The organism is Paraburkholderia sp. BR10954, assembly GCF_040965775.1.
Classification (GTDB): Bacteria; Pseudomonadota; Gammaproteobacteria; order Burkholderiales; family Burkholderiaceae; genus Paraburkholderia; species Paraburkholderia youngii.
Map to the genome: position 1 here is coordinate 1 of NZ_JBFRCK010000140.1, position 2,798 is coordinate 2,798.

2 protein-coding genes and 3 pseudogenes are annotated in these 2,798 nt (G+C 61.5%); all 5 read right to left on the reverse strand.

Annotation, left to right across the window (positions count from 1 at the left end; translation table 11 throughout):
* Positions 1-268, reverse strand: a pseudogene (locus AB4Y34_RS41360) (DUF4158 domain-containing protein); the annotation flags it as partial.
* Complete coding sequence (locus tag AB4Y34_RS41365) at positions 256-975, reverse strand: IS110 family transposase (RefSeq protein ID WP_368719247.1); 720 nt, start codon at positions 973-975, stop codon at positions 256-258. The gene AB4Y34_RS41365 and the pseudogene AB4Y34_RS41360, both read right to left, overlap by 13 nt.
* A 204-nt stretch (positions 976-1,179) precedes the next feature.
* Positions 1,180-1,740 (reverse strand): hypothetical protein, encoded by a 561-nt coding sequence (locus AB4Y34_RS41370; protein WP_368719246.1) that lies wholly within the window; start codon positions 1,738-1,740, stop codon positions 1,180-1,182.
* A gap of 526 nt (positions 1,741-2,266) precedes the next feature.
* Positions 2,267-2,677 (reverse strand): annotated as a pseudogene (locus AB4Y34_RS41375) (transposase); the annotation flags it as partial.
* A gap of 6 nt (positions 2,678-2,683) precedes the next feature.
* Positions 2,684-2,798: pseudogene (locus AB4Y34_RS41380) on the reverse strand (IS5/IS1182 family transposase); the annotation flags it as partial.

A 2,798-nucleotide genomic window follows, 5' to 3' on the forward strand; every position in this document is an offset into this window, starting at 1 on the left:
CCACCGGCTGGTCCATCGTCAGCGACGCCGTATGCGCTGCCCGTGTCGCGATCGCGTTCGCGTCGGTGCCGTAATACGGTTTCACGTCGAGCCAGGTGCGAACCGCCGCGTAATGCCGGAACAGCGTGGGGGAGGTCTCGGTGTCGTAGCCGAATTGCACGGTGTCGCCGATATCGGCGGCTGCCCGGACGTGTTCAACGACGCCGGCCGGAATGGTATCGAGCGGAGGGAAATAGTGCAGTTGCTGAAAGACCTTCAGCAGCACCACCCTCGAACGCACCGCGTACCCGCGCTTCCCCGAGGTCCTGGCACCTCGGGAACTGCAAACCTGCTACACGCCACTGCCCGACGAGCTCGAATGGGCACGCCGGTCAACGCGCGGCGAGCGACCTCGACTGGGCCATTACGGCGCCATTCGAGAATGCGTTTTTTGATCCGTGCAATCTGCTCGTCGAGTGCGCGAAGTCGCGAGAGTTGGTCCTGCAGGCTCTCTGCCAGCATGGGGGGCAACTGGTCAGCCAGCGACGCCAGCGCGCCTTTAGCGGCTTCTATTGATGTCCGGCGGCCTTGCGGCAGGACAACGCCGAATTCGTAGAGCAGTCCACGAAGCTGGTTGACCTGCATGACTCGAATGCGCACCAGTTGCTGGCGGATGCGGTGCAGCGCGAGCATCGCCTGCTGGTCTTCGGTCTTGACGGCCACGAACCGCATGCCGGGACGCTGGGCGGCTTCCCAGATCGCCGCGGCGTCGGCTGCATCGTTCTTGTTTGACCTTACGAATGGCCGCACGAACTGGGCCGCGATGAGCCGCACGCCGTGACCAAGCCGCGCCAGCACACGGGCCCAGTGATGGGCGCTGCCACAGGCCTCCATGACGACACGACCCACGGGCCGGTTGGCGAAGAACGGTACGAGCTGCGCTCGTTTCAAAACTTTGCTGTGAATCGCGCCAGTTTCGGGCTCGACATAGTGAATCTAGAAAATGCGCTTGGCCAGGTCGATGGCAATGGTCGTGGGTTCCATCTGGTTCTCCTTGACGGCAAGACTATGTGGCACGTTCAGGACGCGAGCCTACGGCGTCTGACGGCCCGTTAAGGCGGGAGGCGACCATTCCATCCATTTGGGACCTACATCTACACAATTACTTGTCCCCGCCAAGTTCAAACGTCGTGGTGCCAGCTAAATAGAAATGTCGGGTTTTGCTTGTCGTTTCCTGTCTTTTTTCAAGGTTTTGGGGTGGGGCGGCGAAGCCGCCCCACGTCCGTCCCTCATTCTGCTGCTGACTTCGAGAATTGCCTGATTGATGTCGGCGACCTCGATTGCGCGCTGCTTCTTCAGTCCGATGAGCGCCTTCTTGGCCTGGACCTGCTCGCCGCAGTGCGCGCGCGATGGGGCACCCGCGGTCCGGCGATCATCGCGGATGGCCTGAACCCGGCGCGCGACTTCCAGTGCGCCCGCGAGACGCTTGTTCTCGATCTCCGCGCCCTGGTCGATATGGGTGATACGGTCGTATTGCCGGTACGGCAGTGCCGCGCCGCTGGCCTGCACCTCGATTACGCCATCGGGATACTCGACGACCTCGACATATTCATGCATGAGCCCCCGGCTGACGGGCGTGTCATCGAGCAGATACAGTACGCGGTCGTACTGCACCGTCAGCGCATTCGAAATCCTGCGCGGCACCCGGTAGGTCAGGATCTGCCGCAGATCCTCGTCGTCGCGCAGCGCGCCGGTGCGCATCGTAGTCGCTCCTTGGTGGCTTGCCGAACCGCCGGTTGAAGACGCTGGCCTTGTCGCTGTAGAACGCTACCGGCTTGCCGTGCGCGCCCAGATACTTCGACAGGGCCTCGAAATAGCTTCTATGGGGTATTCGAAGTCAAGCCCCCTCAATGACAGTTTTGACCGCAAGATTCTCCTTTAAGACTCCGCGAGTTATCCACCGCCTGCCGGCGGGTCGCCTCACGTTGCCAGAACGCCGGCAGGCGGTGGATAACTCGCGTGCGTCAACAAGTGGTTATCGGCTTTCTTTCCCTCCTGCTCAACACGTCAATGGTCTCTGGTTCGGAGCGCTCGATGTCGGGCGTATGCCCGATCTAACTTCTATCCGTGCCGGCACCACGGCCGGTCACCCTATACCGCATGCGCTAACGCGGGCAGCGCTCCGTTCGGACACGCCCCATCTGAAGGACGATTGCCCATCGGGCAATCCCGCTATTTCACGGGCGCGCAAACCTTGAGACTCGTACCGTCTGCCGACACAGATGGTTCAGGTCGCAACCGTACTCCGGTGTGCCTTGAGGGTTGCTCCAATCGGAATCTCACCATGTTCCGCATACCGCCATAGCGCGACCGCGAGACGACGAGCTAGTGCAACAATGCCGATACGTCGGGCACGCTTTCCTGCGCCAGCAAATCGTTTATGGAACCATTGGCTCAGTTGGCTTGCGGGCTGGTGGCGTAGCCAGCACCATGCGAGTTCGACCATGAGCCAGCGACCGCGCCTGTTGCCGGCCTTACTGATGCCTTGTTCTGTTTCGCTTGTCCCGCTGCTGTATGGCGTGGGCGCAAGGCCCAGGCAGGCTGCATGCTCTCGACGGTTGCGAAACTTGCGCCAGCCAAACAACTCCTTGAGCAGAGTCCACGCGCTTCCGGTACCGACACCGGTCAGGCGCGCTAGAGCGTGTTAGGAACTTTGAAGTACTGGCACGGCGTGGACAAGCATGAGCATTGCGAAGACGACGAAATGAAGCCCAGCGAGAGTTTCGGGAAGCCGTTCATAGTCACGTGCGAGACGCCGG

Excerpts from the sequence above, each read along its gene's own strand:
- AB4Y34_RS41370 (WP_368719246.1), bottom strand. The coding sequence starts at position 1,740 with ATGCGCACCGGCGCGCTGCGCGACGACGAGGATCTGCGGCAGATCCTG.